At 60.6% G+C, this 24,115-nt stretch carries 25 protein-coding genes; 10 read left to right on the forward strand and 15 right to left on the reverse strand.

Going from position 1 to position 24,115, the window contains the following annotated elements; genetic code table 11:
* Positions 1–366: 366 nt before the first annotated feature.
* From ahcY to B9A97_RS13830, 6 genes are all read right to left on the reverse strand, one after another.
* Positions 367–1,767, reverse strand: a complete 1,401-nt coding sequence (gene ahcY, locus B9A97_RS13805) for an adenosylhomocysteinase (protein WP_084365922.1) — start codon at positions 1,765–1,767, stop codon at positions 367–369.
* A gap of 181 nt (positions 1,768–1,948) precedes the next feature.
* Positions 1,949–2,224, reverse strand: coding sequence for an HPr family phosphocarrier protein (locus B9A97_RS13810; RefSeq protein WP_084365923.1), 276 nt, complete (start codon positions 2,222–2,224; stop codon positions 1,949–1,951).
* 17 nt (positions 2,225–2,241) lie between these two features.
* On the reverse strand, positions 2,242–2,643 hold the full coding sequence (locus B9A97_RS13815) for a PTS sugar transporter subunit IIA (protein ID WP_084365924.1): 402 nt from the start codon (positions 2,641–2,643) through the stop codon (positions 2,242–2,244).
* Between the two features lie 121 nt (positions 2,644–2,764).
* Positions 2,765–3,217, reverse strand: coding sequence for an HPr kinase/phosphorylase (locus B9A97_RS13820; protein WP_084365925.1), 453 nt, complete (start codon positions 3,215–3,217; stop codon positions 2,765–2,767).
* Entirely contained in the window at positions 3,214–4,986 is a 1,773-nt protein-coding gene (locus B9A97_RS13825) for a sensor histidine kinase (protein ID WP_280164082.1), read from the reverse strand. Before B9A97_RS13825 ends, B9A97_RS13820 begins: the two co-directional genes overlap by 4 nt.
* A gap of 100 nt (positions 4,987–5,086) precedes the next feature.
* Entirely contained in the window at positions 5,087–5,812 is a 726-nt protein-coding gene (locus tag B9A97_RS13830; RefSeq protein WP_210189701.1) for a response regulator transcription factor, read from the reverse strand.
* Between B9A97_RS13830 and B9A97_RS29790 the strand changes: the two genes are divergently transcribed.
* The 4 genes from B9A97_RS29790 to B9A97_RS13845 all read left to right on the forward strand — a co-directional run bounded on the left by B9A97_RS29790 (position 5,811) and on the right by B9A97_RS13845 (position 8,945).
* Positions 5,811–6,026: a hypothetical protein gene (locus B9A97_RS29790; protein WP_179145280.1), complete on the forward strand. Its 216-nt coding sequence runs from the start codon at positions 5,811–5,813 to the stop codon at positions 6,024–6,026. The two genes, B9A97_RS13830 and B9A97_RS29790, sit on opposite strands and share 2 nt — an antisense overlap.
* A gap of 120 nt (positions 6,027–6,146) precedes the next feature.
* Entirely contained in the window at positions 6,147–7,757 is a 1,611-nt protein-coding gene (locus tag B9A97_RS13835) for a phosphoenolpyruvate carboxykinase (RefSeq protein WP_084365927.1), read from the forward strand.
* A 113-nt stretch (positions 7,758–7,870) separates the two neighbouring features.
* Positions 7,871–8,305 (forward strand): alternative ribosome rescue aminoacyl-tRNA hydrolase ArfB, encoded by a 435-nt coding sequence (gene arfB, locus B9A97_RS13840; protein WP_084365928.1) that lies wholly within the window; start codon positions 7,871–7,873, stop codon positions 8,303–8,305.
* A 37-nt stretch (positions 8,306–8,342) separates the two neighbouring features.
* Positions 8,343–8,945 carry an alpha-ketoglutarate-dependent dioxygenase AlkB family protein gene (locus tag B9A97_RS13845; protein WP_084365961.1) on the forward strand — a complete coding sequence of 201 codons (603 nt, stop codon included), beginning with the start codon at positions 8,343–8,345 and terminating at the stop codon, positions 8,943–8,945.
* Positions 8,946–8,994: 49 nt separating this feature from the next.
* Here B9A97_RS13845 and coaA read toward each other — a convergent pair whose 3' ends face one another.
* The 8 genes from coaA to hisB all read right to left on the reverse strand — a co-directional run bounded on the left by coaA (position 8,995) and on the right by hisB (position 13,940).
* Positions 8,995–9,990, reverse strand: a complete 996-nt coding sequence (coaA, locus tag B9A97_RS13850) for a type I pantothenate kinase (protein WP_084365929.1) — start codon at positions 9,988–9,990, stop codon at positions 8,995–8,997.
* Entirely contained in the window at positions 9,987–10,310 is a 324-nt protein-coding gene (locus B9A97_RS13855) for a phosphoribosyl-ATP diphosphatase (protein WP_084365930.1), read from the reverse strand. The genes coaA and B9A97_RS13855 overlap by 4 nt, the downstream gene beginning before the upstream one ends.
* A gap of 20 nt (positions 10,311–10,330) precedes the next feature.
* A complete protein-coding gene (gene hisF, locus B9A97_RS13860) occupies positions 10,331–11,107 on the reverse strand; it encodes an imidazole glycerol phosphate synthase subunit HisF (protein WP_084365931.1) in 777 nt (258 codons plus the stop codon).
* A 9-nt stretch (positions 11,108–11,116) separates the two neighbouring features.
* A complete protein-coding gene (gene hisA / locus B9A97_RS13865; RefSeq protein ID WP_084365932.1) occupies positions 11,117–11,860 on the reverse strand; it encodes a 1-(5-phosphoribosyl)-5-[(5-phosphoribosylamino)methylideneamino]imidazole-4-carboxamide isomerase in 744 nt (247 codons plus the stop codon).
* A gap of 7 nt (positions 11,861–11,867) precedes the next feature.
* Positions 11,868–12,419, reverse strand: coding sequence for a hypothetical protein (locus B9A97_RS13870; RefSeq protein WP_084365933.1), 552 nt, complete (start codon positions 12,417–12,419; stop codon positions 11,868–11,870).
* Positions 12,416–12,595 carry a hypothetical protein gene (locus tag B9A97_RS13875; protein ID WP_084365934.1) on the reverse strand — a complete coding sequence of 60 codons (180 nt, stop codon included), beginning with the start codon at positions 12,593–12,595 and terminating at the stop codon, positions 12,416–12,418. Before B9A97_RS13875 ends, B9A97_RS13870 begins: the two co-directional genes overlap by 4 nt.
* Before the next feature lie 65 nt (positions 12,596–12,660).
* Positions 12,661–13,311, reverse strand: a complete 651-nt coding sequence (gene hisH, locus B9A97_RS13880) for an imidazole glycerol phosphate synthase subunit HisH (RefSeq protein ID WP_084365935.1) — start codon at positions 13,309–13,311, stop codon at positions 12,661–12,663.
* A gap of 20 nt (positions 13,312–13,331) precedes the next feature.
* Positions 13,332–13,940, reverse strand: coding sequence for an imidazoleglycerol-phosphate dehydratase HisB (gene hisB, locus B9A97_RS13885; protein WP_084365962.1), 609 nt, complete (start codon positions 13,938–13,940; stop codon positions 13,332–13,334).
* 210 nt (positions 13,941–14,150) lie between these two features.
* Between hisB and hslV the strand changes: the two genes are divergently transcribed.
* The 6 genes from hslV (at position 14,151) to B9A97_RS13915 (ending at position 23,171) form a co-directional block, all read left to right on the forward strand.
* Entirely contained in the window at positions 14,151–14,678 is a 528-nt protein-coding gene (gene hslV / locus B9A97_RS13890; RefSeq protein WP_084365936.1) for an ATP-dependent protease subunit HslV, read from the forward strand.
* Between the two features lie 78 nt (positions 14,679–14,756).
* Complete coding sequence (gene hslU / locus B9A97_RS13895; RefSeq protein WP_084365937.1) at positions 14,757–16,064, forward strand: ATP-dependent protease ATPase subunit HslU; 1,308 nt, start codon at positions 14,757–14,759, stop codon at positions 16,062–16,064.
* A 199-nt stretch (positions 16,065–16,263) separates the two neighbouring features.
* On the forward strand, positions 16,264–17,205 hold the full coding sequence (locus tag B9A97_RS13900; RefSeq protein ID WP_084365938.1) for a DUF1402 family protein: 942 nt from the start codon (positions 16,264–16,266) through the stop codon (positions 17,203–17,205).
* Between the two features lie 122 nt (positions 17,206–17,327).
* Positions 17,328–18,776 (forward strand): cytochrome P450, encoded by a 1,449-nt coding sequence (locus B9A97_RS13905; RefSeq protein WP_084365939.1) that lies wholly within the window; start codon positions 17,328–17,330, stop codon positions 18,774–18,776.
* A gap of 108 nt (positions 18,777–18,884) precedes the next feature.
* Positions 18,885–20,888, forward strand: a complete 2,004-nt coding sequence (locus tag B9A97_RS13910; RefSeq protein ID WP_084365940.1) for a hydantoinase/oxoprolinase N-terminal domain-containing protein — start codon at positions 18,885–18,887, stop codon at positions 20,886–20,888.
* A gap of 111 nt (positions 20,889–20,999) precedes the next feature.
* The gene (locus B9A97_RS13915; RefSeq protein ID WP_084365941.1) at positions 21,000–23,171 is read left to right on the forward strand and encodes a malate synthase G; all 2,172 of its coding nucleotides are present in this window, start codon (positions 21,000–21,002) and stop codon (positions 23,169–23,171) included.
* Positions 23,172–23,318: 147 nt separating this feature from the next.
* Here B9A97_RS13915 and B9A97_RS13920 read toward each other — a convergent pair whose 3' ends face one another.
* Positions 23,319–23,981 (reverse strand): L,D-transpeptidase, encoded by a 663-nt coding sequence (locus tag B9A97_RS13920; protein WP_084365942.1) that lies wholly within the window; start codon positions 23,979–23,981, stop codon positions 23,319–23,321.
* Positions 23,982–24,115 lie beyond the last annotated feature (134 nt).

The following is a 24,115-nucleotide window of genomic DNA, read 5'->3' on the forward strand; positions in this document are numbered from 1 at the left end:
GAGACATGCCCGAATCCGGCTGGCCCAAATCCCGCCGATTTGTGCCCGCGCGCGAGAAATTCGTCTCGGTGCACGGACCCCGTTCTTCCGTCACCGGCGCCTCTATGGACGCATGGTCCTGCGCCACGCTGTTACGCGGGCTCAGGCTATTTTTTGATACCGACATTTTCGGTCTGTCTCCGCCATATGTGCCGCATTTGTCGACAAGACATCCCCTTCCGCTGCGTAAGGCCAAGCCTACGCGGCGAATCAAGTCCTAAAACAATACTGCCTAAGGGAATCCTCTGGAAGGGCAGCGGGCAAAAAAGAAGCCGCGATCTTTGTCAAGATCGCGGCTACCAGATTTGGTATGTTGTCTACAGGATATTAATAGCGGTAGTGGTCGGACTTGAACGGACCAGACTGGGTCACGCCGATATAGGCGGCCTGCTCGTCCGACAGTTCGGTCAGCTTCACGCCGAGCTTTGCGAGGTGCAGGCGAGCGACCTTTTCATCGAGGTGCTTCGGCAGGATGTAGACCTTGTTCTCATACTGGCCGGGCTTGGTGTAGAGCTCGATCTGCGCCAGAACCTGGTTGGTGAACGAGGCCGACATCACGAAGGACGGATGGCCCGTGGCATTGCCGAGGTTCAGCAGACGGCCTTCCGAGAGCAGGATCATGCGGTTGCCGGCGGGGAAGTGGATCAGGTCCACCTGCGGCTTGACGTTTTCCCACTTGAGATTGCGCAGCGACGCGACCTGGATCTCGTTGTCGAAGTGGCCGATATTACCGACGATCGCCATGTCCTTCATCGCACGCATGTGCTCGATGCGGATGACGTCCTTGTTGCCCGTCGTGGTGATGAAGATGTCGGCGGTGGAGACGACGTCTTCCAGCGTGACGACTTCAAAGCCGTCCATGGCAGCCTGCAGCGCGCAGATCGGGTCGATTTCCGTGACCTTCACGCGGGCGCCGGCGCCCTGCAGCGAAGCCGCCGAACCCTTGCCCACATCGCCATAGCCGCACACCACGGCGACCTTGCCGGCCATCATGACGTCGGTGCCGCGACGGATGCCGTCAACCAGCGATTCCTTGCAGCCATACTTGTTGTCGAATTTCGACTTGGTGACGCTGTCGTTGACGTTGATCGCCGGGAAGGGCAGCAGGCCCTTCTTCGACAGTTCGTACAGGCGGTGAACGCCCGTGGTGGTTTCTTCGGTCACGCCCTTGATGGCGTCGCGCTGTTTGGTGAACCAGCCGGGGGAGGCGGCCAGGCGCTTCTTGATCTGGGCGAACAGGATTTCTTCTTCTTCCGAACCGGGGTTCGACAGCACGTTCTCGCCGGCTTCGGCGCGGGCGCCGAGCAGGATGTACATGGTGGCATCGCCACCGTCATCCAGGATCATGTTGGAGAGGCCGCCATCGGCCCACTGGAAGATCTTGTCCGTATAGACCCAGTAGTCTTCGAGCGACTCGCCCTTGACGGCGAAGACCGGGATGCCGGAGGCTGCGATGGCAGCGGCGGCATGGTCCTGGGTGGAGAAGATGTTGCAGGACGCCCAACGGATTTCCGCGCCGAGAGCCGCCAGGGTCTCGATCAGCACGGCCGTCTGGATGGTCATGTGCAGCGAACCGGTGATGCGCGCACCCTTCAACGGCTTGGATTCGCCAAATTCGGCGCGGCATGCCATCAGGCCCGGCATTTCGGTTTCGGCAATCGTGATTTCCTTGCGTCCGAAATCGGCAAGGCCGATATCCGCGACGACGTAGTCCTTCTCAGTGCTCATAGCTATCTCCAGGCTAGCTTAAGGGCGCCGGTTCCGGTGTCTTGAGGCACGGAACAGGAATGGCCCAACCGCATCCGCCTTCAATGGCGGATTTCCGCCCTGCCATGTATCAGTCTTCGAGCGATCTGGCAACCTGGATATAAAGAAGTCTTTATGTCTTTATATGGTGGTAAATACCGAGTTACATCTCTTCGCCGAACTTATTCTCGATCAGCCGCTCCAGGGCCTGGAGTGCCTCAGTGGCCTGAGCGCCTGAGGCGGAGACTTCGATGCTGCAGCCGGGGCTCGCCGCCAGCATCATCAAACCCATGATCGATGTGCCGCCGACGGTGGTACCGTCCTTGGAAACCGTGATCTGGGCGTCGAATGCCTCCACGGTCTGCACGAATTTGGCGGAGGCACGGGCATGCAGGCCGCGCTTGTTGGTGATGAGCAGAAGCCTGGTCAGCGACGACATGAGGGTGGGTCCTGGAATTACTTGCCGCTCAAGACGCGGCTGGCGACATTGATGTATTTGCGGCCGGCCTCGGATGCGTCGATCAAGGCCTTTTCCATGTTGTTTTCGCCGCGCACGCCGGCAAGCTTGATCAGCATCGGCAGGTTCACCCCGGCGATCACCTCGATACGGCCACTGTTCATCACGGAGATCGCGAGATTCGACGGCGTGCCGCCGAACATATCGGTCAATATGATCACGCCATGACCGTCATCGGCACGCATGACCGCATCGAGTATATCCTGGCGCCGCTGATCCATGTCATCTTCGGGACCAATCGAGACAGTTTCCACGAATTTCTGTGGTCCGACGACATGTTCCACAGCGTGATGAAACTCTTCAGCCAGCTTGCCATGAGTGACAAGCACAAGTCCGATCATTCTTTACCGCCCCCTTGGACACCAAACAGATGGCACATATCGCAATGCGGAAAAATCGTCCATCGGTGGGCGATCATCTTGGCTATGAAAATCTCAAGTGCAAGTTAAAATCTCGCCATTTTTACCGCGCTATAGCCGATCTTGCCGCCAGAAGCGCCTGAAATACCGAAAAAGGTGCATGCAGATCGTGTTGCAGCCGAATGGCCGGAAGGCCAAAATCGCTTCCAAATTCATAGATTTCATCCTCCGGTGGCAGGCGCTCGGCCTCCTCGACCCGAACCGGAAGGATCGCCCAATGCATCACGGCTTTGTCAATGCTTTGCACCTTGCCGATGCCACTGCCGCGGATCTCGATCAGGCCGGCGATGCTGGCGGGCCGACGCGCCACGACCACATCTCCATGACGCGCAAGGAACACCCGGTCATCGGCCACCAGTGCGCTGAACTGGCCGTGCGCGCGGGCATCACTGATCAGCGCCAGCGCCAGCCTTGATTTGCCGGATCCGGACGGACCCACAAGCAGCAGGCCGGTCGTGCCCACCACGATGGCGGTGGCGTGAACCGCGCCGGTCATGCACCCTGCTCGACCGGCAGCGACAGAACGAAGCGCGCCCCGAGAATTGCGCCGCCATCGGGATCGATGATGTTTTCCGCAAACAGCGTGCCGCCATGGGCCTCGGCGATCTGCCGACTGATCGATAGGCCGAGGCCCGAATTCTGGCCAAAGCCTTCGCCTTCCGGGCGATCGGTATAGAAGCGCTCGAAGATCCGGTCGATATTCTCCGCCTGGATGCCTGGACCATTGTCTTCGACGTGCACGACACAGCGCCCCTTGACGCGAGACAGGCGTACCGTGATGCGGCCGCCCTTCTCGGGAACAAAGGAGCGGGCGTTCTCGATCAGATTGGTGATGATCTGGCCGATGCGCAGGTCGTGCCCACTGACGGAGAACTTGGTTTTGCTGCCAGGCTTCTGGTCGACGACATATTCGATTTCGACCGGCTTTTTCGTGCTGCGAATCTGCCGGGAGATGTCGACCATATTGGCGAGCAAAACCTCGAGATCGACATGCCCGGCATCCGTGCGTGCCAGTTCCGCATCGAGCCGCGAGGCGTCGGAAATATCGCTGATCAGGCGATCCAGCCGGCGCACGTCGTGCTGGATAATGTCCATCAGCCGCTTCTTGGAATCGTCATTGCGCGCCAGCGGCAGGGTTTCCACCGCGCTGCGCAGCGAGGTCAGCGGGTTCTTCAATTCATGGCTCACATCGGCGGCGAACTGCTCGATGGCGTCGATGCGGTCGTAAAGTGCCGTGGTCATTTCCCGCAAAGCGACCGACAGGTTACCAATTTCGTCCTGGCGAGCCGAAAAGTCCGGGATCTCCTCACGCTCTCTCGCGCCGCGTCGAACGCGGATGGCGGCAGCAGACAGGCGACGCAAGGGATTGGCAATCGTCGACGACAACAGCAGCGACACGACGATGTTGACCAGCGTCGCCACGCCGAAGACCCGCATGATGGCCAGGCGCTCGGCATGGACGATCTTGTCGATATCGCCGCCTTGCGTCGAAAGAAGCAGCACGCCAAGCACGGCGCGCGAACGCTGCACGGGGACCGCCACCGAGACGATCAGTTCGCCCCGGTCCGTTACCCGGACAACCGCGCCGCGCACGCCGGTAAGTGCGTTCATCACCTCTGGGTAGATCGAGCCATCGCCGCCAGGCGCCTCTCGGTAGAGGGAGAGGTTTGCCGGTTGCAGAAGCTTGTTGAAGATGCGGCCGATCCAGTCGGTGATGCCGCCGCCATCATCGTCCAGCGGCGGTAGATCGAAGCGCAGGACCTGGCCGCGGGAATAGAGGTGACGGGAATCGAGCAGCAGATTGGCATCGGCATCGTAGACCCGCGCTCGGGTGCGGGTCGGTGAGATCAGACGCCGCAGGAGAGGGGCAACCTGTTCCGGATTGATCGAGAACTCCAGATCCTCGTCCTTGGGAACCGGCGTGATGCTCTGGCCCGCCTGCAGTTCAAGCAGTTTCTGTGGGTCGATGGTGATGGAATTGGTGTCGACGGAGGCCGAGGACTGGATCGCTGCCGCGATGATTTCACCTTGGGTCAACAGGCTTTCCACGCGGGCATCGATCAGCCCTTCGCGAAACTGGTTGAGATACATGATGCCGGCGACCAGCACCACGAGTGCGGCGAGGTTGAAGAAGACGATGCGGCGCGTCAGGCTTGAAAACAGCGCATTGCCAAACAGCCGCCGGATCAGAGTGAAGGAGTGCGACAACAGGCGACGAGGTTCGTCCTCGACTTCGTCGAGCCTTGTCAGTCGCCTGTTCGAGATCTGCTTGTCCAACTGTCAACCCTTTGGTCGCGACGCAGCCCTCCGTCAGCGTCGCGCGGTCGCCGGCGCCCGCCGGGCCGACGCTATTTCAAGGCCCTGATTATGCCGCCTCGCGGAACCGGTAGCCTACGCCGTAGAGCGTTTCAATCATGTCGAAGTCGGTATCGACCATCTTGAACTTCTTGCGAAGCCGCTTGATGTGGCTGTCGATTGTCCGGTCGTCCACATAGACCTGCTCGTCATAGGCCGCGTCCATCAGGGCGTCGCGGCTCTTGACCACGCCGGGACGCTGGGCGAGCGAGTGCAGGATCAGGAATTCGGTGACGGTCAGGGTGACCGGATCGCCCTTCCAGGTGCAGGTGTGGCGTTCCTGGTCCATCGAAAGCTGGCCGCGCTCCAGAGTGCGCGCCTGGACCTCGCCCGCGGTCTTTGCCGTTCCGCCTGCCGCCGCTGCCGCTTCCCGTCCGGCCGCACGGCGCAGGATAGCCTTTACCCGCTCGACCAGCAGCCTTTGCGAGAATGGCTTGGTGATGAAATCATCGGCGCCCATCTTCAGGCCGAACAATTCGTCGATTTCCTCATCCTTGGAGGTCAAGAAGATCACCGGCAGGTCACTCTTCTGTCGCAAGCGGCGCAGAAGTTCCATGCCGTCCATGCGCGGCATCTTGATATCGAAGATCGCCAGTTGCGGCGGCCTTGCCAGCAGCCCGTCCAGCGCTGACGCCCCATCGGTATAGGTTTCGACCTTGTATCCTTCAGCCTCCAGCGCAATGGAAACCGAGGTCAGGATATTGCGGTCGTCATCCACGAGGGCGATTGTCTGCATGCTGTTCGTCTCCGTCATCATCGCGCTTATCCCAGCCAGATCCCCAGCCCGGGTTGTGGCGGTACAACGCGTACATGAGGATAAAGGTGGAACAAATTGTGGCAAAGATAAAGGGTGCGTGGGGGAAAGCCCTTGTTTTGCGTCTTTCATGACGCCTGCCAATGCATCAGATGAGGCGTTTCAAACCGATTTAAAAGAGCGTTTAGAAATTTAAATCGATTAAATAATTGATATCATTAATCTATTTTCGTTTTGTCGCTTGCCTTTTCTAAAAAGCATCACTAGCCTTTAGAGAAATTCAACGGCGCTCTGCCCAAAGCTAAAGGATGATGCCATGGAGGAGCTTGGTGTAAACAATCCGCTCGTCGGAATTGCGGGGATTGGTTTGGGTGACGCTGCGCGTGTCTTCTACAACCTCACCCCCAGCGAATTGTATGAGGAAACAATTCGCCGCGGCGAAGCGGTATTGACCGCTGACGGTGCCATCTGCGCCGAAACCGGTCAGCACACCGGTCGCTCGCCCAAGGACAAATTCGTCGTCCGGGACAGCAATACCGATGACCAGGTCTGGTGGGACAACAACAAGCCCATGACGCCTGAACATTTCGGTCTGCTGCACAAGGACATGCTGGCCCATGCCGCGGGCATGGACCTCTTCGTTCAGGATCTGGTGGGTGGCGCCGATGCCGACAATGCCCTGCCGACTCGGGTTGTTACGGAATATGCCTGGCATTCCCTGTTCATCCGCAACCTCCTGATCCGCCCCGAGCGCTCCACGCTCAAGGATTTCGTGCCGAAGCTCACGATTATCGACCTCCCGAGCTTCCGGGCCGATCCGGCGCGCCATGGCTGCCGGACGGAGACGGTCATCGCTTGCGACTTCACCAACGGCCTCGTCCTGATCGGCGGTACGTCCTATGCCGGCGAGATGAAGAAGTCGGTGTTCACGGCTCTGAACTACCTGCTTCCCGCCAAGGGCGTGATGCCGATGCACTGCTCCGCCAATGTCGGCCCGTCGGGTGATTCCGCCGTGTTCTTCGGCCTGTCCGGTACCGGAAAGACGACGCTGTCGGCCGATCCGAGCCGCACGCTGATCGGCGATGATGAGCATGGCTGGGGCGAGGCCGGCATCTTCAATTTCGAAGGTGGCTGCTATGCCAAGACCATTCGGCTATCGGCCGAGGCCGAGCCGGAAATCTTCGCCACGACCAAGCGTTTCGGCACCGTCCTGGAAAACGTGGTTCTCGACGAAAACCGCGTGCCTGATTTCAACGATGGCTCCAAGACCGAGAACACGCGCTGCGCCTATCCCCTGCATTTCATCCCGAATGCGTCGGAAACCGGCATTGCCGGCCACCCCAAGACGATCATCATGCTGACGGCGGATGCCTTCGGTGTCATGCCGCCGATTGCGCGCCTGACACCCGAGCAGGCCATGTATCACTTCCTGTCCGGCTACACCGCCAAGGTGGCGGGCACGGAAAAGGGCGTGACCGAACCGGAGGCCACTTTCTCGACCTGCTTTGGCGCCCCCTTCATGCCGCGCCATCCGGCAGAGTATGGCCGGCTGTTGCGCGACCTGATCGCTGGACACAAGGTTGACTGCTGGCTGGTCAACACCGGCTGGACCGGTGGTGCCTATGGCACCGGCCACCGGATGCCGATCAAGGCGACCCGTGCGCTTCTGGCCGGTGCTCTGAATGGCGAGTTGAAGACCGCGCAGTTCCGCACGGATCCGCATTTCGGTTTCGCGGTGCCGGTCTCCGTCGAAGGCGTCGATGCGCGTATCCTCGATCCGCGCTCGACCTGGGCCGATGGCCAGGCCTATGATGCCCAGGCGCGCAAGCTCGTGGCGATGTTCATCACCAACTTCGCCAAGTTCGAAGATCACGTCGATGGCAATGTTCGCGACGCTGCACCGACGGTCAGCATCGCTGCCGAGTAAGAGCAGTTACAGCAATCGAGGATCCGGCCCCGCGGCCGGATCTTTTCGTTTTTAGAGCTTGGCGGTTTTCCCGGGCGCCTGAATATGGGATATGGTCCGCAGGAGAGCAGACCATGGCCAGCGAAACGCTTCACATCAATGACCGAATAGCGATTGCCGGCTGGGAACTCACGGAGCAGTTCGTGTTGGCTGGAGGCCCTGGCGGCCAGAACGTCAACAAGGTCTCCACCGCGGTCCAGCTGTTCTTTAACCTTGCAAACTCGCCGTCGCTCAACGAGCGGGTCAAGGCGAATGCGATGAAGCTCGCCGGCCGGCGCCTGTCCAAGGATGGCGTGCTGATGATCGAATCAAGCCGTTTCCGCAGCCAGGATCGCAACCGCGAAGATGCCCGGGAGCGGCTGAAGGAACTGATCCTTGAGGCCGCCAAACCGCCGCCGCCGCCCCGCCGCAAGACCAAGCCGACCAAGGGCTCGATCGAGCGACGGCTGAAGGAGAAGACTGGCCGATCCGAGGTCAAGAAGATGAGGGGCCGACCGGTCGGCGACTGACCGGCAGGCAGAAACCGATATGGCCAAAACCAATCCCTTGCCGGAAGGCCTCAGGTTTTATCCCGGTTTTCTGGATCGCCAGCAGCAGGAAAGGCTGGTCGATCAGGTGCGGGACGTCGTTACCGTGGCGCCGCTCTATGTCCCCGTGATGCCAAAGACCGGCGCCCCGATGTCCGTTCGCATGACCAATTGCGGCCCTCTCGGCTGGGTGACGGACAAGGACCGGGGCTATCGCTATCAGGCCACCCATCCGCTGACGGGAAAGCCCTGGCCCGACATTCCCTCGGAAATCGGCGCGATTTGGGACGCTGTTGCGGACTACTGCAAGCCGCCGGAAGCTTGTCTTGTGAACTTCTATGGCGAGGATGCCAAGATGGGCCTGCACCAGGACCGCGACGAGCAGGATTTTTCTGCACCCGTCGTCTCGATCTCGCTGGGAGATACCTGCCTGTTTCGCGTCGGCGGCCTGCACCGCAAGGACCCGACCCGCTCATTCCGCCTGGAAAGCGGTGACGTGCTGGTTTTGGGCGGGGAGAGCCGGCTCAGATTTCATGGGGTGGATCGCCTGTATCCGGGAAGCTCGACGCTTCTGCGCCAGGGAGGCCGGATCAATCTGACCCTTCGACGGGTCAATCCCTGAATTGGAGAGTGCCCGATATATCGCAAGCTTTCTAATTTAGAAATGCATGCTATAGTTTGCGGAGCGCAACCTTTTCAATGAGATGGTTCTCACCCTTCTGCAGGATGAGGTCGGCGCGCGGCCGTGTCGGCAGGATGTTTTCCCGTAGATTCTTCAGGTTGATATTGGCCCAGAGGTCTTCTGCGCGGGCCAGCGCTTCGCTTTCGCTGATGGAGGCATAGCGATTGAAATACGAACTGGGATCCCGGAAGGCGGTCTCCCGGAGACGCATGAAACGCTCCACATACCAGCGATGGATCTGGCTTTCATCGGCATCGATATAGATCGAGAAGTCGAAGAAATCTGAGACCATCGGCACGATCTTGCCGTCGGCGGGCAGGTTGCGCGATTGCAGGACATTGATGCCCTCGAAGATCAGGATGTCGGGACGATCCACGATGCGATATTCGTTCGGCAGCACGTCATAGGTCAGGTGCGAATAGCTGGGTGCCTTCACGTTCGGCTGACCCGCCTTAATGGCAGACAGGAATCGCAGAAGCGCGCCGATATCGTAGCTTTCCGGAAAACCCTTGCGATTGAGCAGGTTTTCCCGGATCAGGGTAGCGTTGGGATAAAGAAAGCCGTCGGTGGTCACCAGATCCACCTTGGGGCTGGACGGCCAGCGAGCGAGCAGTTCCTTCAGAATACGCGCCGTGGTCGATTTGCCGACTGCCACCGATCCGGCAATGCCGATGACGAAGGGTGTCTTGGTGACCTCCGACATGCTGAGGAAGCGGTTGCGCTGCTCGAACAACAGTTGCGACGATTCCACATGGGATGACAAAAGGCGCGACAGCGAGAGATAGATGCGCCGGACTTCGGTAAGGTCGATCGGGTCGCCGATAGAGCGCAGCCGCTGGACTTCATCGGCTGTCAGGGTAAGCGGCGTATCCGCGCGAAACCGAGCCCATTCGTCCGAGGTGAAGAAGTTATAGGGGGAATAGGCGTTGGCCTGAAAATGATCCAGCGTTTCCGGCGCCTCTGCTTCCCTGCTTGACGTCATCATGGGGTTGTTCGGCCGGCCTTTTCACTGAGGCCTGTCTGGCCCGTGCGACGCTGTAACTCCTGCATGACCGTTTCTAACGGTATATCGGCAATTTTCAATACGACCAAAAGATGAAACAGCAGATCGGCGCTCTCATAGACCAGGTTTTCCCGGTCATTGGCGATTGCCGCGATCACAGTTTCCACCGCTTCCTCGCCCAGCTTCTTGGCCGCCTTGGGTTGACCGCCGGCCACCAGCTTGGCGGTCCAGGATTCCTCGGGAGACGCTGCCGCCCTTGTGGCAACAATGCGCTCAAGATCTTTGAGACTGAAATCAGACATGGCGTTGGTTCCGGACTGGCTCAGTCGAGCCGCATGGCGATGCCGTGCGAGGCCATGTAAGACTTGGCCTCGGCGATGGAATAGGTGCCGAAATGGAAGATGGATGCCGCGAGAACGGCGGTTGCATGGCCGTCCCGAATGCCGGCCACCATGTCGTCCAGGTTTCCAACACCTCCCGACGCAACGACCGGAACCCGGACGCTGTCGGCAATCGTGCGGGTCAGCGCAATGTCATAGCCGCTCTTGGTGCCGTCGCGATCCATAGACGTGACCAGCAGCTCGCCAGCGCCGCGCGCGACGACCTTGGCGGCGAATTCGATGGCATCGATGCCGGTCGGCTGGCGTCCGCCATGGGTGAAGATTTCCCAGCGATCGGTTTCACCGGCTGCCGACACCTTCTTGGCGTCGATCGACACCACGATGCACTGGTCACCGAATTTGTCGGCCGCTTCCGCCACGAAATCCGGGTTCTTCACCGCTGCGGAATTGATAGAGACCTTGTCGGCCCCGCAGAGAAGCAATTTGCGGATATCCGCGACCGTACGAACGCCGCCACCGACCGTCAGCGGCATGAAGCAATGATCGGCGGTCTGGGCCACGACATCGAAGATCGTATCGCGATTGTCGGACGAGGCGGTGATATCGAGAAAGCAGAGTTCGTCGGCACCGGCAGCGTCATAGGCCTTCGCGGCGGCCACGGGATCGCCGGCATCAATGAGATCGACGAAATTGACGCCCTTGACGACACGACCGTCCTTGACGTCGAGGCAGGGAATGACACGGGCCTTGAGGGTCATGGTAAGGTCCTAGTTCCGGCCGCTGCGGGCCGCGCGAATGAGATCCAGCGCTTCCTTTGGATCGATGCGGCCATCATAGAGTGCGCGGCCGGAAATGGCACCTTCAAGTTTGCGGGCATCCGGCTGCAGCATGCGCTTGATATCGTCGATCGAGGCAAGGCCGCCTGAGGCGATGACCGGGATGGAGACCGCATCAGCCAGTTCCAGCGTCGAGGCCCAGTTGATGCCGGTGAGGATCCCGTCCCGATCGATATCCGTATAGATGATCGCGGCGACACCGGCGCCCTCGAATTTCTTCGCCAGCTCGATAATCCCGAGTTCCGAGGCCTCGGCCCAGCCTTCGACGGCCACCTTCCCGCCCTTGGCATCGATGCCGACGGCGACCTTGCCGGGAAACTTCTTGCAGGCTTCCATCACAAGCGCCGGATCGCGCACAGCCACGGTGCCGAGAATGACACGGGTCAGGCCGCGCGACAGCCAGCTCTCGATATGGTCGAGCGTACGGATGCCACCGCCAAGCTGGACCGGGTTCTTCGTCGCCTTGAGGATGGCATCAACGGCATCACCGTTGACGCTCGATCCGGCGAAGGCGCCGTTGAGATCGACCACATGCAGCCACTCGAAGCCCTGGTCCTCAAAGGATTTTGCCTGGGCTGCCGGATCGGGATTGTAGACCGTCGCCTGGTTCATGTCCCCGAGCTTCAGCCGAACACATTGGCCGTCCTTGAGGTCTATCGCTGGAAAAAGGATCATGTCGTCGTCACGTTTGAATGCTGCGCCCGCTCAGGCTCTTCACCGCATCTACGATATCCGCGCCGAAAAGCATAGCGCCAACACCCACCGCCGCGAAAACTATCGCCAGAAACAGCACCGCAAAAAATGCCACGCGCACATGCCGCCAGAAGCTTGAACCTCGCCTCGCGCTCTCCTCCAGGTCCCGGGCCTGCCGCAGCGCCTCGGTGTTCAGCGTGGCGATACGAATGTCCGGCTCGATCGCCTCGACATAGGTTTCCGCATAGCTCGTCAGGATATGGGCGGCCCGCTCCCGCAGCGTATGCCGCAGGTCCTGCGAAAGATAGTTGCTGGTGACGGCGGCGATTTCCTCCTGGCTTGGCGTGCGGCCGGAATTGCGCCGTCTATGGCTCACCACCCAGTCGCGCTTCTGCCGCTCGTAAAGCCCATAGGCGAGCAGCCCGATGAGGTCGTCATCCCCTTCGACGTAGAAATCCAGCACGGATTCCGAGAGATCGGCCGCGCTGGTTTCGTTGCCGCGCATCTTCATGCCCGTGTCAGAGAAGGTCTCATGCATCATGGGTCGAGCCTCTTCTTGAGAATCCGTGCCGCCTTGGCGAGCGCTGCCAGATGAACCGCTCGATCCACCTGCCGGAGGACGGTGCCATCCGAGAGCCTGACGTCGGAAAATGCCCGCATGCCGGTGCGCGCGGGCTTCAGCAGATAGACGATATGACCGGACCGTTTGGGCGCCATGACGTGGCTCCTCGCCTCAAGGCTTCATAGAGAAGAGATAAGGCATCCGTGTGAAATTGAAAGGATCATGGCTTCCAGGACAGGAAGTTGGCAATCAACCTCAGGCCCAGAGTCTGGCTCTTTTCCGGATGGAACTGGGTGCCAACCATGTTGGCGCGCCCAACCACCGCGGTCATCGCGCCACCGTAATTGGTGGTGGCGATGACAGCGTCAGGGTTTTCGGCGGCAAGGTGATAGGAATGCACGAAATAGGCGTGCAGCCCATCCGGACCCGTCTTGATACCCTCGAAGATCGGGTGTGGGCGCTTGAGATCAAGCGTATTCCAGCCGATCTGCGGGATTTTCAGGTTGGGATCGTCAGGCGTCATCTCAACGACATCGCCCTTGATCCAGCCAAGGCCTTCCGTCACGGTCTTTTCGAGCCCGCGCGACGACATCAACTGCATGCCGACGCAGATGCCGATGAAGGGCCTTGCTTTTTGCTCTACCGCTTCGATGAGGGCATCCGTCATTCCGTCGACTGCATTCAGCCCGCGGCGGCAATCGGCATAGGCGCCAACACCCGGCAGGACGATGCGATCTGCGGAGGCGACCGCATCGGCCTTGTCCGTCAGGTGGATCACCGCGTCGATCCCGGCTTCGCGCGCCGCGCGCTCGAAGGCCTTGGTGGCCGAGCGCAGGTTTCCCGAACCGTAGTCGATAATGGCTACACGCATGTAAGCTCCTGTACTGCTGGCTAGCTCAGCATGCCCTTGGTAGACGGGATACGGCTGGCCTGCCGCGGATCAATCTCGGTGGCCGTGCGCAAGGCGCGTGCGACGGCCTTGAAGCAGGTCTCGGCGATATGATGGTTGTTGGCGCCGTAATGGTTCAGGATATGCAGGGTAATGCCTGCATTCTGCGCCAATGCCTGGAAGAACTCCCGCACCAGTTCCGTGTCGAAGGTGCCGATCTTCGGCGCGCTGAAGGCGACGTTCCACACGAGGAAGGGCCGGCCGGAGACGTCGATCGCTGCCTTCGTCATGGTTTCGTCCATGGCGAGGTCGATCGATGAATAGCGGGTGATCCCCCGGCGGTCGCCAAGGGCTTTGGAAATCGCCTGGCCGATCGCAATGCCGGTGTCTTCCACGGTATGATGGTCATCGATATGCAGATCGCCCTTGACCTCGATATCCATGTCGATGAGGGAATGACGGCTGAGCTGATCCAGCATATGGTCGAAGAAGCCGACACCGGTCGAGATTTTCGAGGTGCCCGTGCCGTCGATATTCACGGAAACGGACACTGAGGTCTCGTTGGTCTTGCGTGAAATGCTGGCGGTGCGGAGGGAAGCGGCTTCGGCCATGGCTTGGTTCCAGATGCGACGATGATGCCGCTCATTAACAGGCGGCGCCTGAAGAATCCAGAAGTTGCGTCGTAAAATGCCCTTGACCGACATAGGCATCGACCGGCGTCATTTCAACGGATTGTAATCAGACTGATGCCGCTTACATAGGTGCCGAGTGCCTGGACAGGGCGATTATGAGGGCCGGATGTGCCGGCGCATGGGTGTTTGATGACAACGATTGTGACAATTCGCAAAGCTGGAAAGGTCGTCATGGCCGGTGATGGCCAGGTGAGCCTTGGACAGACCGTGATGAAGGGCAATGCCCGCAAGGTCAGGCGCATCGGCAAGGGTGGTGAAGTCATCGCCGGGTTTGCCGGCGCCACGGCAGATGCCTTTACCTTGCTCGATCGGCTCGAAAAGAAGCTGGAGCAGTATCCCGGCCAGCTGATGCGCGCGGCCGTGGAACTTGCCAAGGATTGGCGCACGGACAAATACCTGCGCAATCTCGAAGCCATGATGCTGGTGGCCGACAAGGACATCACTCTGGCGGTGACCGGCAATGGCGACGTTCTGGAGCCCGAACACGGCGCCATGGCGATCGGCTCGGGCGGCAATTTTGCGCTTGCCGCTGCACGGGCGCTGATGGACGGCGAAAAATCGGCTGAAGATATTGCCCGCCGCTCGCTGGAGATCGCGGCTGATATCTGCGTCTATACCAATGGCAATATCGTGCTGGAGAGCCTGGACGCTGCCTGATGGGGCGTCCGGTGAGACAAGAACAGGTTTTGATCCCGGCGGCCTCTAGGGAGCCGGATGTTCAGGAGTTTAGACACAATGACCAATTTTTCTCCGCGCGAGATCGTCTCGGAGCTCGATCGCTTCATCATCGGCCAGCATGAGGCCAAGCGCGCGGTCGCCATCGCGTTGCGCAACCGCTGGCGGCGCCAGCAGCTCGACGAGAGCCTGCGCGACGAAGTGATGCCGAAAAACATCCTGATGATCGGCCCGACCGGTGTCGGCAAGACGGAAATCTCCCGCCGTCTCGCCAAACTGGCGGGCGCGCCATTCATCAAGGTTGAAGCGACCAAATTCACCGAAGTCGGCTATGTCGGCCGCGATGTCGAGCAGATCATTCGCGATCTCGTTGAGATCGGCATTGGCCTGCAGCGCGACAAGAAGCGCGCCGAGGTCGAGGCCAAGGCCCATGCCGGCGCCGAAGAGCGCGTTCTGGATGCGCTGGTCGGCGCTACCGCGTCTCCGGCCACGCGCGACAGCTTCCGCAAGAAGCTGCGCAACAACGAACTCGATGACAAGGAAATCGAGATCGAAGTGGCCGATTCCGGCAGCGGAATGCCGGGCTTCGAGATCCCGGGCATGCCGGGCGCCAATATCGGCGTGCTGAATCTCTCGGAAATGTTCGGCAAGGCCATGGGCGGCCGCACCAAGAAGGTGCGCACGACGGTCAAGGCCTCTTATGCGGACCTTATCCGCGACGAATCCGACAAGCTCATCGATACCGAGGTCATCCAGCGCGATGCCGTGCGGTCGGTGGAGAACGACGGTATCGTGTTCCTCGACGAAATCGACAAGATCGCCGCTCGCGAGGGTGGCGTTGGCGCCGGTGTATCCCGCGAAGGCGTGCAGCGTGACCTTCTGCCGCTGGTGGAAGGGACGACCGTATCAACCAAATACGGACCCGTGAAAACGGACCATATCCTCTTCATCGCCTCGGGCGCCTTCCACGTCTCAAAGCCCTCGGATCTGTTGCCGGAACTTCAGGGCCGCCTGCCGATCCGCGTCGAGCTGAAGGCCCTGACCAAGGAAGACTTCCGCCGCATCCTGACGGAGACCGAGGCGAGCCTCATCCGCCAATATAAGGCGCTGATGCAGACGGAAGAGCTGAACCTCGACTTCACCGAGGACGCGATCGATGCCCTGGCGGACGTTGCGGTCAAGCTCAACAGTTCCGTCGAGAATATCGGTGCGCGTCGCCTCCAGACTGTCATGGAGAGGGTGCTGGACGATATCTCGTTCAACGCGCCGGACCGGGGCGGTTCGCAGGTCATGATCGACTCCGACTATGTTAAGAAGCATGTCGGAGACATCGCGGCCGATGCTGATTTGTCCCGCTATATCCTGTGATTCACGTGAAACGGGCGGCGTTGAAGCCGCCCGTTAACGTCGAATTGAGCAGGTTTCGGCTCGACAGTGAGGCAGGACAGTCTATAAGTGCTGCCTTTAGAACCAAGCGTGCCGTCAGATTCGACCGCGAGCCTTCGCGCCCGGTATACGCGACATGCAAGATCGAATCATCTGACGTGTCATCGAGGACCTATAGAACGTGCGACGAATAACTTTGGCCGTCATCTGGGCGTTCAGCCTGATAGCAACGGAAGCAAGTGCAGCGTCGACCGTTCCTCCGGGAAACCGTCATGTCGAGCAACCGGCAATCCCCGGCGCATCCGTCAGGCGCACCAATTCTGGCAAGACGTCATTCGATGCAAAGTATGAGAAGGTCCGGGACCTCCTGGCATCCGACCGTGCGCTGGTCAGCAAGATCAAGAAGACGGCGTCCGCCTACGGGATCGATCCGATTCACATGATCGGCGCCATCGTCGGCGAACATACCTTCAACGTCGATGCCTATGATCGTCTCCAGACCTATTATGTGAAGGCCGCGTCCTATGCCGGCAGCAGCTTCAGCTTTTCCTATGATGGGGAAAGCATAGCGAGCTTCGTCGCCCGCCCCGAATTTGCGGAATGCAAGGACAAGCGCGACTCTTATCAATTGTGGTCCTGCCGAGAGGAAATCTGGGAACGGGATTTTCGCGGCAAGACGGTGGGGGGCACCAAGTTCCCCAACAACCGGTTCAGCGCCGTGTTCTTCCAGCCCTTCTACGCCGGCCAGACGTTCGGGCTTGGCCAGATCAATCCGTTGACCGCGTTGATGATGACCGATCTGGTTCACCAGAAATCCGGCTATCCGAAGCTCGACGAGAACGATGCGGCCGGCGTCTACAAGGCGATCATGGAGCCGGATATTTCGCTGGCCTATATGGCTGCCGTCCTGCGCCGGGCGATCGATGACTACAAGCAGGTCGCCGGGATGGATATCTCAAGCAATCCGGGCGTCACCGCAACGCTGTTCAACATCGGTAACTCGCTGCAGCGCGCCCGCGCGCTTGCTGGTCGAAATGCCGGTGGAGCGACCGTATGGCCGGAAGAAAACTATTACGGCTGGTTGGTCAACGACAAGCTCGAAGAGCTGAAGTCGCTGCTCTAAGTCCTGTCTTGCGAACTGCGTAGCGGTTCCGCGCAAAAGATAGGCCATCACAAAAGGCTGCAGCAGGTCGCGTCTGATCTATATCAGTGCTGCCTGAAGTCAGCGACGGAAAGGCAAGTCCAATGAACGGCCCGACCACCTCTACCAAATGTCTCGACGGAGCCCTGTTCGAGCCGCCGGCACCAACACCGCGAACCGTGCCGCCCTCGCGGCTGGAAATCATCCGCACCGTGTTCCGCAATCCGCTGGAACTGTGGGGCGAGCCGTCCTACACACTGCCCTATATCGATACGAAGTTCTTCAATCAGCGCACGCTGATCGTCAACCATCCCGGCCTCATCCGTCATATCCTGGTCGACAATGTCGCCAACTACGAGATGGCCGAGATCCGCCAGCTTCTGCTGCGGCCGATTCTCCGCGACGGTCTGCTGACGGCCGAAGGCGACGTCTGGAAACGTGGCCGCAAGGCCATGGCACCCGTTTTTGCGCCACGCCACGCCAAGGGTTTTGCGGCGCAGATGTTGGAGCAGTCCGAACTCTATGCGGCCAAATACGAGAGACTGGCGCGATCCGGCGCTGTCAGTGACCTCTCCGTCGACATGACGGAACTGGCCTTCGGCATTCTCTCCGAAACCCTGTTTTCCGGTGATGTTGTCACGGAGTCTGGTGACATCTCGGGCGATGTCGATCGGCTTCTGCATGTGATGGGCCGTGTCGATCCGATGGATCTGTTGCGCGCCCCGTCCTGGGTGCCACGCGTCACCCGTTTCGGCGGTGCCCGCGTGCTCGGAAAATTCCGCGCCATGGTCTTGGAAACCATGCGAAAGCGACAGGCAATTCTGCAAAAGACACCGGATGCCGCGCCGCAGGACTTTCTCACCCTGCTCCTGCAGCGCATGGGGCCGGATGGGCTGACCGAGGAGGAGATCGAGGACAACATCCTGACCTTTATCGGCGCCGGCCACGAAACCACCGCCCGCGCGCTGGCCTGGACACTCTATTGCGTCTCGCAGCGACCGGAATTCCGCCAGCGCATGGAAGACGAGATCGACCGTGTGATCGCCGAGGGTGCGGAGCCGGTCGAATGGCTCGACCGCATGCCCTATGTCAGGGCCGCCTTCGAGGAGGGATTGCGGCTTTATCCGCCGGCACCTTCGATCAACAGACAGGCAATTTCGCAAGATCGCTGGACGGCACCGGATGGCGAGGTGGTTGAAATCGAAGCCGGTATGACCATCCTCGTCATGCCCTGGACGCTGCACCGCCATTCCCTTCTGTGGGAGAGCCCAAGGGCCTTCCTGCCGGAGCGTTTCCTGCCGGAAAACCGGGCGTCGATCGAACGTTTCCAGTATCTGCCCTTCGGCGTTGGCCCCCGGGTCTGTATCGGTGCGACCTTTGCGTTGCAGGAGGCGGTGATCGCATTGTCGGTTCTGATGCATCGCTATCGCTTCGATACGACGGCAGAGACCCAGCCTTGGCCGGTGCAGAAGCTCACCACCCAACCCGCCAATGGCATGCCGATGCGCGTAACGCTCAGGCCGCGCGCGGCCGCAGGCGAAAAGGCGGCATGATTCTGCCGCAGGCTCGCTGGCATTGCGCCGGGCCTCCATGTCATATAGCCGCGCCGACGGGAGAATCGCCCGCATCGGCCCAGACAACCGGCCCGGAGATAGCCTCACGTGACGTCTTCCATCCTGCTCGGCATTGATACCGGCGGCACCTACACCGATGCCGTGCTGTTCGATGAGGACAAGGGCGTCATCGCCAAGGCGAAATCCCTGACCACGCGGCATGATCTGGCCGTGGGTATCGCGGGCGCCGTGGATGCGGTGCTCGCGCTGGCGGACCGGCCGCCGCAGACGATTGGCCTGGTCTCCTTGTCGACCACCCTTGCCACCAATGCGCTTGTCGAGGGGCAGGGAGGGCGTGTCTGTCTGGTCATGATCGGCTTTGGGCCTGATGACCTCAAGCGCGACGGCCTTGCCGAAGCATTGGGCAATGATCCCGTCGTCTTCCTGCCGGGCGGGCACGACGTGCACGGAAACGAAACGCCGCTCGACATGGCCGAGCTTGAGGCGCGGCTGCCGGATCTGCGGGAAACCGTCTCGGCCTTTGCCATCGCTGGCTACTTTGCCGTGCGAAATCCGGCCCATGAACAGCGCGTTCGGTCCCTTGTGCGGGATGGGACCGGCTTGCCGGTGACCTGCAGCCACGAGCTATCCTCGAAGCTGGGCGGACCCCGACGCGCGCTGACGACGCTGCTGAACGCCAGGCTCACCGGCATGATCGACCGCCTGGTCGGCGCCTGCGAGGGGTTCGTTCGAACACGGGGCATCGCCGCGCCTGTGATGGTGGTGCGTGGCGACGGCGCCTTGATTTCAGCCTCCGAAGCCCGCCTGCGACCGATCGAGACGATTCTATCCGGTCCTGCCGCAAGCCTGGTCGGTGCCCGCTATCTGACCGGACTGGACGAGGCCGTGGTCAGCGATATCGGCGGCACGACGACGGATGTCGCCGTGTTGGACCGTGGAACACCGCGCCTTGACGCCGAGGGCGCTGTCGTCGGCGGCTACCGGACCATGGTCGAGGCGGTTGCGATGCGCACCTATGGCCTGGGCGGTGATTCGGAAGTGCGAATCAACGACCGTGGCCTGACGGCGCAGATCGAGCTTGGCCCGCGGCGCGTCCTGCCGCTTAGCCTTGTCGCCGCTCTCCATGGCGATGACGTGATTGCTGAACTCGATCGGCAGTTGCGGGCGTCCAGTCCCGGGCGTCATGACGGGCGATTCGCGTTGCGCACGGGTGTTCCGCATCATCTGTCCGCCGGCCTGCAGCCGCAGGAACAGGCGCTGTATGACCGGATCGATGTCGTGCCGCAACCGCTGGACAAGCTTCTGACGTCCACGCCGCAGAAGGCGACATTGGACAAGCTGGTGGCGCGGGGCCTCGTCCATCTCTGCGGCATCACCCCTTCGGACGCGCTTCACGTGCTGGGTCGGCAAGGCCAATGGAATGGAACGGCGGCAGAGGCGGGGCTTCGGCTCGCTGCGCGAGGCAAGGATGGCAGCGGCCGGCCGATTGCAAGCTCAGCGGAAGAATTGGCTCAAGGGATTGTCGACCGGCTGACCCGTCAGTCCGCCGATGTCATTCTCGCTGCCTGCCTGTCGGAAGATCGGGTGCCCGGCATCGATCCCGCCACGTCCATCCTGGTGGATCGCGCCTTCAATCGGCCCGATGGCATCGTGCGCTTCAGCTTGACCCTCGATCGCGCTCTGGTCGGTCTTGGCGCTTCGGCCCAGGTCTATTATCCCGCGATTGCCGGCCTGTTGAACGCGGCCTCGGTCATTCCCTCCGATGCCGATGTCGCCAATGCCATCGGTGCTGTGGTCGGCCAGGTGCGCTCCACGGCGACCGTCTTCGTGACGAGCCCGGAGGAGGGAATCTATTTCATCGCCGGCAGCGGAGAAAACCTCAGGCTATTGGATGAAGCCGAGGCCTTTTCCCAAGCGCGCGAGCGCGCACAGCTTGCGGCAACAGCCCTGGCGAATGCCAATGGCGCTGTGGATCCGGTGGTGAGCCTCCACGAGGAAGTCGATGCTCCCGAAATTGAAGGCAGGCGTAAGCTGGTGGAGGCGCGGTTTATCGCCACGGCCACCGGCAGACCCGCGATCGCAACGACGTGATTGTTTCCAAAATGGAACAAATCATTCTAATTCATGCCTGATTGAAGAATGAGTTCACATTCGTCATCTTGGGGCAGAGACACAGGACCGCTTGGCCGGCAGGAGAAAACGATGGCGCGCACGGAAATACATGGACTTGCATTCGACAACGCTCTGCACAGCTTCCTGCTGGAAAAGGCGCTTCCCGGCACCTGCGTGGACGCCCAGGCGTTTTTTGCGGCCTTCTCCGCCATCGTCCACGATCTGGCGCCCAAGAACCGCGCCTTGCTCGCCAGGCGGGACGCGCTCCAGGGCGAAATCGATGCATGGTACCGGAAAAACGGCGCGCCGACGGACATGGATGCCTATCAGGCCTTCCTGCGCGAGATTGGCTATCTTCTGCCTGAGGGCGAGGATTTCACCGTCTCGACCGCCAATGTCGATCCGGAAATAGCGTCGATTGCTGGCCCTCAGCTCGTCGTTCCCGTCATGAATGCCCGCTATGCACTGAATGCCGCCAATGCCCGCTGGGGTTCGCTTTACGACGCGCTCTACGGCACCGATGCCATTCCCGAGAGCGATGGCGCCGAAAAAGGCAAGGGCTACAATCCCGCGCGCGGCGCGAAGGTGATCGCCTGGGCCCGTGACTTCCTCGACCAGTCCGTGCCGCTGTCGGGCGCGAGCTGGAAAGAGGTCGCTTCATTCAAGATCGAAAATCAGGCCCTGTTCGTCACGCTCGCCAGCGGCACGACGACCGGTCTCAGCGATCCCACGCAGTTCGCCGGCTATCTCGGCGAGGCGGGAGCGCCGAAGCAGATTCTGTTGTCGAAGAACAAGCTGCACATCGAGATCCTGATCGACGCCATAACCGCGATCGGCAAGGACGATCCTGCCCATATCTCCGACGTCTGGTTGGAATCGGCAATCACCACCATCATGGACTGCGAGGATTCCGTTGCAGCCGTCGATGCCGAAGACAAGGTCGTCATCTATTCGAACTGGCTGGGTCTGATGAAGGGCGATCTGACCGAAGCGGTCAGCAAGGGCGGCAAGAGCTTCATCCGCAAGCTGAACCCCGATCTCGACTATACCGCGCCAGACGGCTCTACCTTCGAACTGCATTGCCGGTCGTTGATGCTGGTCCGCAATGTCGGTCACCTCATGACCAACCCGGCGATCCTGGACCGCGATGGCAACGAGGTACCGGAGGGAATCATGGACGCCATGGTGACCGCATTGATCGCCTTGCACGACATCGGTCCGAATGGCCGACGCAAGAACTCCCGAGCCGGCTCGATGTATGTCGTCAAGCCGAAGATGCATGGACCGGAAGAAGTGGCCTTCGCCTGCGAGATCTTCACCCGCGTGGAGCAGGCGCTCGGCATGGCCCCCAATACCATCAAGATGGGCATCATGGACGAGGAGCGCCGCACCACGGTCAACCTCAAGGAATGCATCCGCGCGGCCCGCGAGCGGGTGGTCTTCATCAATACCGGCTTCCTCGACCGCACCGGTGACGAGATTCACACCTCGATGGAAGCCGGCCCGATGATTCGCAAGGGCGACATGAAACAGGCCGCCTGGATCGCGGCCTATGAAACCTGGAACGTCGATATCGGCCTCGAATGCGGCCTGTCGGGCCACGCCCAGATCGGCAAGGGCATGTGGGCCATGCCGGACCTGATGGCGGCCATGCTGGAACAGAAGATCGCTCATCCCAAGGCTGGCGCAAACACCGCCTGGGTCCCCTCGCCGACGGCCGCGACATTGCATGCGACGCATTATCACAAGGTCAATGTCGCCGAGGTTCAGTCAGGCCTGAAATCCCGTTCCCGTGCCAATCTCTCCGATATTCTCTCGGTACCGGTGGCCGTCAGGCCCAACTGGACGCCGGAGGAAATCCAGCGGGAACTCGACAACAATGCCCAGGGTATTCTCGGCTATGTCGTGCGCTGGGTCGATCAGGGCGTCGGCTGCTCCAAGGTTCCGGATATCAACAATATCGGCCTGATGGAGGATCGTGCGACGCTGCGCATTTCCGCCCAGCACATGGCGAACTGGCTGCATCATGGCATCGTGACGGAGGCGCAGGTTCTCGAGACCATGAAGCGCATGGCCGCTGTCGTTGATACGCAGAACGCGGCTGACCCGGAATACCGGCCCATGGCGGCCGATTTCGACGGCTCCGTCGCCTTCCAGGCAGCACTCGACCTGGTGCTGAAGGGCCGCGAACAGCCGAACGGCTATACCGAACCGGTCCTGCATCGCCGGCGAATCGAGCTCAAGGCCAAGCTGTCGGCATAACATCGCGCGATTCGACACTCGACGCATCCTCCGCCGTGAGCCTGGGATGCGTCCGTTGCTTGCCACGCCAGGCAGTCATATCCGCAAAGCAAAAGGCCTCCGATTCGCATCGAAGGCCTTTTTCATTTGCAATTTCGATAGTCAGACTTACTGCTGAACGATGACCTTGGCGCTCTTGCCCGGACGTACGCGGGAATAGAGGTCGATGATGTCCTGGTTCATAAGGCGGATGCAGCCGGACGAGGCGGCGGTGCCGATCGAGGCCCATTCCGGCGTGCCGTGCAGGCGGAACAGGGTGTCCTGGCCCTTTTCGTTGAACAGATAGAGGGCGCGCGCGCCAAGCGGGTTGCGCAGGCCGGGACCCATGCCTTCCTCGACATATTGCGCCACTTCCGGCTTGCGGGCTGCCATTTCCTTCGGCGGATGCCAGGTCGGCCATTCCTGCTTCCAGGCGATATAGGCTTCACCCTGCCATGCAAAACCCTGCTTGCCCACGCCGATGCCGTAGCGCACTGCCTTGCCGCCGGGCAGGATGTAGTACAGGAAGCGCTCGCGCGTATTGACGATGATCGTGCCCGGCTTCTCGGTCGTGCTGTAGGACACGATCTGACGGTGGAACTTCTTGTCCAGCTTGTTGATCGGAATGGCCGGCAGCGCATAGCCCGCATCGGTGACCGCGCCATAGGAATCACTGAAGATCTTGGTGGTCTCGATCTTGGCCTGTTCCGTTGTTGTCGTGGTGGTGGTGCAACCGGTAAGCGAAAGTGTGGCGGCGAGGCCAAAAACTGTCAAAGCAACGCTGAGGCGCATGGAAATCTCGTGATTTGAGCTGGGCAGATGATCTCTTCCGACCATCTTTGATTACGGTTTATTTTTGATTAATCTGGGCTTGGCAAGAGTCGGTTTGGCCGCCTGGTCTTGCGGCACCGCAAAATGACAGGGCA

Source organism: Rhizobium sp. RU36D, assembly GCF_900176345.1.
In the GTDB taxonomy this organism is placed as follows: domain Bacteria; phylum Pseudomonadota; class Alphaproteobacteria; order Rhizobiales; family Rhizobiaceae; genus Allorhizobium.

Bases quoted from the DNA above. Each gene is read 5' to 3' on its own strand.
- ahcY (WP_084365922.1), bottom strand. From the start codon at position 1,767: ATGAGCACTGAGAAGGACTACGTCGTCGCGGATATCGGCCTTGCCGAT.
- B9A97_RS13810 (WP_084365923.1), bottom strand. From the start codon at position 2,224: ATGTCGTCGCTGACCAGGCTTCTGCTCATCACCAACAAGCGCGGCCTG.
- B9A97_RS13815 (WP_084365924.1), bottom strand. From the start codon at position 2,643: ATGATCGGACTTGTGCTTGTCACTCATGGCAAGCTGGCTGAAGAGTTT.
- B9A97_RS13820 (WP_084365925.1), bottom strand. From the start codon at position 3,217: ATGACCGGCGCGGTTCACGCCACCGCCATCGTGGTGGGCACGACCGGC.
- B9A97_RS29790 (WP_179145280.1), top strand. From the start codon at position 5,811: ATGCTGTTCGTCTCCGTCATCATCGCGCTTATCCCAGCCAGATCCCCA.
- B9A97_RS13830 (WP_210189701.1), bottom strand. From the start codon at position 5,812: ATGCAGACAATCGCCCTCGTGGATGACGACCGCAATATCCTGACCTCG.
- B9A97_RS13835 (WP_084365927.1), top strand. From the start codon at position 6,147: ATGGAGGAGCTTGGTGTAAACAATCCGCTCGTCGGAATTGCGGGGATT.
- arfB (WP_084365928.1), top strand. From the start codon at position 7,871: ATGGCCAGCGAAACGCTTCACATCAATGACCGAATAGCGATTGCCGGC.
- coaA (WP_084365929.1), bottom strand. From the start codon at position 9,990: ATGATGACGTCAAGCAGGGAAGCAGAGGCGCCGGAAACGCTGGATCAT.
- B9A97_RS13855 (WP_084365930.1), bottom strand. From the start codon at position 10,310: ATGTCTGATTTCAGTCTCAAAGATCTTGAGCGCATTGTTGCCACAAGG.
- hisF (WP_084365931.1), bottom strand. From the start codon at position 11,107: ATGACCCTCAAGGCCCGTGTCATTCCCTGCCTCGACGTCAAGGACGGT.
- hisA (WP_084365932.1), bottom strand. From the start codon at position 11,860: ATGATCCTTTTTCCAGCGATAGACCTCAAGGACGGCCAATGTGTTCGG.
- B9A97_RS13870 (WP_084365933.1), bottom strand. From the start codon at position 12,419: ATGATGCATGAGACCTTCTCTGACACGGGCATGAAGATGCGCGGCAAC.
- B9A97_RS13875 (WP_084365934.1), bottom strand. From the start codon at position 12,595: ATGGCGCCCAAACGGTCCGGTCATATCGTCTATCTGCTGAAGCCCGCG.
- hisH (WP_084365935.1), bottom strand. From the start codon at position 13,311: ATGCGTGTAGCCATTATCGACTACGGTTCGGGAAACCTGCGCTCGGCC.
- hisB (WP_084365962.1), bottom strand. From the start codon at position 13,940: ATGGCCGAAGCCGCTTCCCTCCGCACCGCCAGCATTTCACGCAAGACC.
- hslV (WP_084365936.1), top strand. From the start codon at position 14,151: ATGACAACGATTGTGACAATTCGCAAAGCTGGAAAGGTCGTCATGGCC.
- hslU (WP_084365937.1), top strand. From the start codon at position 14,757: ATGACCAATTTTTCTCCGCGCGAGATCGTCTCGGAGCTCGATCGCTTC.
- B9A97_RS13905 (WP_084365939.1), top strand. From the start codon at position 17,328: ATGAACGGCCCGACCACCTCTACCAAATGTCTCGACGGAGCCCTGTTC.
- B9A97_RS13915 (WP_084365941.1), top strand. From the start codon at position 21,000: ATGGCGCGCACGGAAATACATGGACTTGCATTCGACAACGCTCTGCAC.
- B9A97_RS13920 (WP_084365942.1), bottom strand. From the start codon at position 23,981: ATGCGCCTCAGCGTTGCTTTGACAGTTTTTGGCCTCGCCGCCACACTT.